Genomic DNA, 6,402 nt, shown 5'->3' on the forward strand with positions numbered 1-6,402 from the left:
ACGTAGGGGCGTAAGGACCTAAGGACGTATTGGCGATGTTTACGGCGTTCGAGATGCCTGAGACGTTTGTGAGGACACGCGAGATGAGCACCCCGGAGAAGCAGCACACCGTGGTCGACAGCCCGTACGGCCCGCTCACCCTGGTCGCCACCGACGGCGTCCTCTGCGGCCTGTACATGACCGGGCAGCGGCACCGCCCGCCGGAGGAGTCCTTCGGCGAGCGCGTGGCGGTGGAGGAGGAGCCCTTCCCCGAGGTGGCGCGGCAGCTGGCCGCGTACTTCGCGGGCGAGCGGACCGGCTTCGACCTGCCGCTGCGCCTGGAGGGCACGGAGTTCCAGCGCAGCGTCTGGGCACAGCTGGTCCGCATCCCCTACGGCGAGACCTGGTCGTACGGCAGGCTCGCCGCCGAGCTGGGCAAGCCGGGCGCCTCCCGGGCGGTGGGCCTGGCCAACGGCAAGAACCCGATCGGCATCATCGTCCCCTGCCACCGGGTGATCGGGGCGTCGGGCGCCATGACGGGCTACGGCGGCGGCCTGGAGCGCAAGGTGCGCCTGCTGGCCTTCGAGTCGGGCGGCCGGGCCGGGGCGGAGCCGGAGGGGCTGTTCTAGCCCCGTACTTCGGGTCCAGCAGGCGCCGGGCCCCGGCCGGCCCCGGCGCGGGGCTCCCGGCGGGGTCCCCGCCGGCGGCCGAGCGGCGGTGCGGGCTGCGGAATACGATGGGGAAGGACGTCTTTCGGAGCAGCCCATGACCCCTCGTCGTCACCCGCGGTCGGCGAGTGCCGACGATCTCCTGAACACGCTCGGGCGGCTCACGGCCCAGGCGCGGGAAGGCGCGGAGCTCAATCGTGCCCGCCTGGAGCTGGCCGAGGCGCTGCAGCGCGAGATGCTGCCCGCCTCCCTGCCGGCCGTGCCGGGCCTGCGTACCGCCGCCCGTTACCAGCCCGCCCGGCGCGGGCTGGACATCGGCGGCGACTGGTACGACGGCTTCCGGCTGCCGGAGGGCGCGCTCGCCTTCTCCATCGGCGACGTCCAGGGCCACGACGTCGAAGCCGCGGCCTTCATGGGCCAGGTCCGGATGGCACTGCGCGCGGTGGCGTCGGCCGTCGACGACCCGGGCGAGGTGCTGAGCCGGGCCAACGACCTGCTGCTCTCCGTGAACCGCGGCCTCTTCGCGACGTGCAGTTTCTACCGCTTCGACCCGGAGACCTGGGAGCTCCAGGGCGCCCGGGCCGGCCACGTTCCGGCGGTGTGGGCCACCGTGGACGGCGAGCACGGCATAGCCACCGACCAGGGCGCCCTGCCGCTGGGCATGCTGCCCGGCTCCGGCTATCCGGTGACCCGCCACCGGCTCACCCGGGCCGGCGCCTGGGTGCTGCTCACCGACGGCATCGTGGAGGGGCCGTCGTTCCCGATCGACGTGGGGCTGGCACAGGTCGTCAAGGTGGTGCGGGACGGCGCGGGTGCCGACCCCGAGGAGCTGGCGGCCGAGGTGATGAAGGTGGCCGACTCCACCGGGCACGCCGACGACGCGGCCGTTCTCGTCCTGCGCCACGACGCGGCGGCCCCCTCGTAGCGTGGTCCGGCGGGCGCCCCGCGCGTGTCACGCCCCGTCCGGGCGAGGCAGCGTTGTCTCATACGGTGGTGCGCATCGAGCGATGGAGAGGTCCCGCCACCACCGTGGCGATGATCTTCCTCGTCACGGCCGCCTATTACGTGGGCGGGCGGATCGGCCTGCTCCAGCGCGTGGTCGTCGACAGCTCGCACGTGACGCCACTGTGGCCTCCCACCGGCATCGCGGTCGCCGCCCTGCTGCTGCTGGGGCCGCGGGTCTGGCCCGGGATCACGCTCGGCACCTACCTCGTCATCACCTCGATCAGCCCGTTCGACCTGACCTCGGTGGCGATCCTGGTGGGGAACACCCTCGCTCCGCTGTGTGCGTACTGGCTGCTGCTGCGGGTGGGGTTCCGGACCGAGCTGGACCGGCTGCGCGACGGGCTCGCCCTGGTCTTCCTCGGCGGTCTGCTGCCGATGCTGATCAGCGCCACGATGGGCACGGCGGTGCTGGTGGCCACCGGCAGCCTGCCGCTGTCCGGGATCTGGTCGGTGTGGTCGGCCTGGTGGGCGGGCGATGCGATGGGCGTGCTCGTGCTCACGCCGCTGCTGCTGTGCCTGCGCCGGCCCGAGCTGCCCGTGGACCCCTGGCGGGCCGTCGAGGCGACGGCGTTGCTGGTCGCCGCGGCCGTGGTCACCGTGGTGACCACGCGGAGCTCGTTGCCGCTGTTCTTCCTGGTCTTCCCGCTGATCATCTGGGCCGCGGTCCGCTTCCAGCTGCCCGGCGCCGCGCCCGTCGTGCTGATCATCTCCGTGCTGGCGATCGCGGCGGCCACCGACCACGTCGGCCCGTTCGCCGGCCACACCCTCTTCGAGATCATGGTCAACCTCCAGGCCTTCAACGGCGCCGCCGCCCTGACGGGCCTGCTGCTGGCCGCCCTCGTGACCGAGCAGAACAACATCCGGCTGAAGGTCGAACAGGCCTGCGACGAGCTGGCCGAGGTGGTCGCCCACCTCCAGTCGGGCCGCCCGGGCGACCCGCGGGCATGGCCCGACCAGGAGGACGAGCCGTAGCCAGCCCTTCGTGCGGCGTCGGCTCTTCGGGCGACGTCAGCTCTTCGGGCGGCGTCAGTTCTTCGTCCGCCCCACGCGGGCGTCGAGGAGAGCGCCCATCAGGTCGGCCTCGCCGGGCCCGCCGAACAGCCGCTTCGGCAGCGCCAGCAGGCAGCTCTTCCAGCCCACGCGGCCCACCACGACGTACAGCCGCTCCGTCTCGTGGTACCGCTTCAGGCCGGCCCACGGCACCCGCATGAACTCCTCGCCGCCGTGCGAGACGACGATCCCGGACTCGTCGACCACGCAGTCCTTGTCCCCCTTGGCCTGGTAGGCGCGGAACATCCGGGCGGGGACGGCCCGGGGCACGAGCAGCCCGCCCACGCCGTACACGACCGTGAGGACGAGCGCGACCGGGTCCGGCGAGCCGCCGTCGGCCATGCGGAGCAGGATCAGGGCCACCAGCCCGGCCACGGCCGCACCGACGAGCCAGGGGACGCGCCGGAACATCCCGGACACGGCGATCGCCTCGTCGAACTCCTCCCGCGTCAGGGAGCCGGAGAAGGTGAGGGTCGTCTGTCGTATGTCTGCCACGGGCGCGGAGCCTACCGGCCCGCGCCGACAGCCCGCGCAGCCGGCTACACCACGTCCAGGGGCACCAGCAGGGCGAAGGCCGCGCCCGCCTCCACCGCGTGGCCGTAGAGGGAGGGGTGCTGGACGGGGGCCGTGAGCAGGACCAGCTTCTGCTGGGCCCGGGCCGCGGCCTGCCAGTCGGCGGGGGCGCCCAGGTAGCCCTGGAACCAGCCCTCGCAGGCGCCCGGGCCGGTCACGAACAGGGCGTCGTCGGCCTGCCGGTAGACCGCCCGCCAGTCGGGGGCGGTGCCGGCCCAGCCCTCGTAGTCGGTGAAGTGGACCCAGCCGCCGTCGCGGATCGCGGTGTCGAAGAGCCAGATCGGCACGCCCTCGGGCGTGACCTCGTCCCCGGCGAGCTGCTCGGTGGTGAAGTGCACCATGGGCAGGGCCTCGGGGCCCTCGTCGCTGGTGCTGGGCCAGGCGTACATCTCCAGGGTGCTCATGCGGGGCGCCGTCCGTTCTCCAGCTCCACGGCGCCTTCGCCCGACTCCAGGACGCGGTGGGCCTCCTGGATGCGCAGGCCGAGGGAGCCGGGGAGGTACGAGGTGAGTTCGGCGGGCTCGACCAGCTTCCAGGAGATGAGCTCCTCCTGCTGCAGGACGATGGAGCCCAGCTGGGCGGCGTCCAGCTCACCCCCGTCGAAGACGTACGCGACCAGCGGCGGCCGGCCCGTGCCCAGCACCCAGTCCACGGCGAGCAGCCGGCCGAGCGGCACGTCGAGGCCGATCTCCTCGGCGCTCTCCCGGCGGGCGGCCGTACGCGGCGACTCACCCTGGTCCGACTCGATGGTCCCGCCGGGCAGCGCCCAGCCCTCGCGGTAGTTGGGCTCGACGAGCAGGACCCGGCCCTCGGCGTCACGGAAGAGCGCGGCCGCTCCGGCCAGCACCCGGGGCAGGCTCGCGATGTAGGTCGCGTAGTCAGTGGTGGTCACGCCGGCAACCCTATCGAGCCGGGGGTACGGCGGCGATCAAGGTCGGGGGTGGTCGTCGCGGTCGATCGACACGCGGACGACCCCTTTATAGGGGTGTAAATCATCCTTTACGGGCATGGAACGCCTGATGTGACCCAGGCCACCCATGGGCATAGGAGGATCCTCCGGATAGGCTCGGGGTGGCGCGACTGCACTGTTCGATAGCAAGGGATAGCAAGGTGACGGACGGAGCAGTAACTGAGGCCGCGCGCGTGCTCATCGCCGCGGACAAATTCAAGGGCTCGCTCACGGCCGTACAGGTCGCCGAGCGGGTGACGGCGGGCCTTCGCCAGGCCGTACCGGGCGTGGAGGTCGAGACCCTCCCCGTCGCGGACGGCGGCGACGGCACGGTCGCGGCCGCGGTGGCGGCCGGTTTCGAACGCCGGGAGGTACGGGTCACCGGACCGCTCGGCGAGCAGGTCACGGCCGCTTTCGCCCTGCGCGACGGCACCGCCGTGGTCGAGATGGCGGAGGCTTCGGGCCTGCAGCTGCTGCCGGCGGGGGTCTTCGCCCCGCTGACGGCGACCACGTACGGCTCGGGCGAGGTGCTCAAGGCCGCGCTGGACGCGGGCGCGCGCACGATCGTCTTCGGTGTGGGCGGCAGCGCCACGACCGACGGCGGCGCGGGCATGCTGGCCGCGCTGGGCGCGGTGTTCCTGGACGCGAACGGCGAACCGGTCGGCCCGGGCGGCGGCGCCCTGGCGGACCTGGCCTCGGCGGACCTGTCCGGGGTGGACCCGCGCTTCGCCGAGGTCGACCTCGTCCTGGCCAGCGACGTGGACAACCCGCTGACCGGCCCGAAGGGGTGCGCGGCGGTGTACGGCCCGCAGAAGGGAGCGTCGCCGCAGGACGTGGCGACGCTCGACGCGGCGCTGGCGCACTACGCGCTGGTCCTGGAGAAGGCGATCGGTTCGAAGGCGACCCGGCTGGCGGCGTCGCCGGGCGCCGGCGGCGCCGGCGGTATCGGCTACGGCGCGCTGCTGCTCGGCGCGAGCTTCCGGCCCGGCATCGAGCTGATGCTGGAGGTGCTCGGCTTCGCCCCGGCCCTGGAGCGGGCCACCCTCGTGATCACCGGCGAGGGCTCGCTGGACGAGCAGACCCTGCACGGCAAGGCCCCGGCGGGCGTGGCGGCGGCGGCGCGGGCGGCCGGCAAGGAGGTCGTCGCGGTCTGCGGCCGGCTGCTGCTGGAGCAGGACGCGCTGCAGGCGGCGGGCATCCGCCGCGCGTACCCGCTGACCGAGCTGGAGCCGGACACCGCGAAGTGCATCGCGAACGCGGGGCCGCTGCTGGAGCGGGTCGCCCGGAACATCGCGGCGGACGCCCTGTAGGACGCGCTTCCGCTGCGCGGGGCCGTTCCCAACCGGGGTGCGGCCCCGGGCCCCCGTTTCCGGGGCTGAGCCCCGCCCCGGGTTTCGGGGGCTCTGCCCCCGTGCCCCCGCGCCTCAAACGCCGGCGGGGCTGGATGGTGCGGCGCAGCCCCGGGCCCCGTCTCCAGGGCTGAGCCCCGCCCCTGGTTTCGGGGGCTCTGCCCCCGTACCCCCGCGCCTCAAACGCCGGCGGGGCTGGATGGTGCCGCGCAGCGGCATGTTCCAGCCCGCGCGGCGTTTGAGCGCACGGGCGCGAAGCGCACGTACGGGGTCCGGGGCGGAGCCCCGAGCCTGAGGCCCGCCCTGGTCTCGGGGGCTCTGCCCCCATGCCCCCGCGCCTCAAACGCCGGCGAGGCTGGATAGAGCCGTGCAGCGGCGTGTTCCAGCCCGCGCGGCGTTTGAGCGCACGGGCGCGAAGCGCACGTACGGGGTCTGGGGCGGAGCCCCGGAAACGGGGGTCCGGGGGCGCAGCCCCCCGGTTTCGGGAAGGGGCGGGGTGGGGGACATCTGCCCGAAAGGGCAAGCCCTCGGTGCCGGGCGGGTGCCCGGGCAGGGGTGGTCCGGGCCCCCGAGCATGGTGAGCATGACCGAGTGACCAACTGCAGGGTGTGCGGCGCACGGTGTGAGCCGGGAGAACGGTTCTGCGGGACGTGCGGATCGTTCCTGGAGTGGGACGACGACCGATCACCGAACCGACCCGTGCGAGGGCTGCCGGAGGCCGGAGCCGCGGCCGTGCCCGGGCCCCAACCACGGCCGGGCAGCGGGCCCGGGGACCGGACGGCGGACGTCGCCGGGACCGGGGACCGCCCGGGCCGACCCGCGGCCGGGC

General features: G+C 74.0%; 7 protein-coding genes. 4 read left to right on the forward strand and 3 right to left on the reverse strand.

The genetic code is table 11. The features are described from left to right. The first annotated feature begins 83 nt into the window (after positions 1–83). The 3 genes from GPJ59_RS09670 to GPJ59_RS09680 all read left to right on the forward strand — a co-directional run bounded on the left by GPJ59_RS09670 (position 84) and on the right by GPJ59_RS09680 (position 2,624). Positions 84–608: a methylated-DNA--[protein]-cysteine S-methyltransferase gene (locus GPJ59_RS09670; protein ID WP_219666065.1), complete on the forward strand. Its 525-nt coding sequence runs from the start codon at positions 84–86 to the stop codon at positions 606–608. 136 nt (positions 609–744) lie between these two features. Beyond that, on the forward strand, positions 745–1,572 hold the full coding sequence (locus GPJ59_RS09675) for a PP2C family protein-serine/threonine phosphatase (protein ID WP_219666066.1): 828 nt from the start codon (positions 745–747) through the stop codon (positions 1,570–1,572). Between the two features lie 68 nt (positions 1,573–1,640). Then, positions 1,641–2,624, forward strand: a complete 984-nt coding sequence (locus GPJ59_RS09680; protein WP_374200824.1) for an MASE1 domain-containing protein — start codon at positions 1,641–1,643, stop codon at positions 2,622–2,624. 54 nt (positions 2,625–2,678) lie between these two features. Here GPJ59_RS09680 and GPJ59_RS09685 read toward each other — a convergent pair whose 3' ends face one another. The 3 genes from GPJ59_RS09685 to GPJ59_RS09695 are packed head-to-tail and all read right to left on the reverse strand — an operon-like array spanning position 2,679 to position 4,167. Then, positions 2,679–3,197: a YcxB family protein gene (locus GPJ59_RS09685; RefSeq protein WP_219666067.1), complete on the reverse strand. Its 519-nt coding sequence runs from the start codon at positions 3,195–3,197 to the stop codon at positions 2,679–2,681. Between the two features lie 44 nt (positions 3,198–3,241). Further along, complete coding sequence (locus GPJ59_RS09690) at positions 3,242–3,679, reverse strand: hypothetical protein (RefSeq protein ID WP_219666068.1); 438 nt, start codon at positions 3,677–3,679, stop codon at positions 3,242–3,244. After that, positions 3,676–4,167, reverse strand: coding sequence for an NUDIX domain-containing protein (locus GPJ59_RS09695; protein ID WP_219666069.1), 492 nt, complete (start codon positions 4,165–4,167; stop codon positions 3,676–3,678). The genes GPJ59_RS09690 and GPJ59_RS09695 overlap by 4 nt, the downstream gene beginning before the upstream one ends. 218 nt (positions 4,168–4,385) lie before the next feature. On the opposite strand from GPJ59_RS09695, the gene GPJ59_RS09700 reads away from it, so the two are divergent. Next, positions 4,386–5,534: a glycerate kinase gene (locus GPJ59_RS09700; RefSeq protein ID WP_219666070.1), complete on the forward strand. Its 1,149-nt coding sequence runs from the start codon at positions 4,386–4,388 to the stop codon at positions 5,532–5,534. Positions 5,535–6,402 lie beyond the last annotated feature (868 nt).

Origin of the sequence: Streptomyces bambusae (assembly GCF_019400985.1) — a bacterium.
Classification (GTDB): Bacteria; Actinomycetota; Actinomycetes; order Streptomycetales; family Streptomycetaceae; genus Streptomyces; species Streptomyces bambusae_A.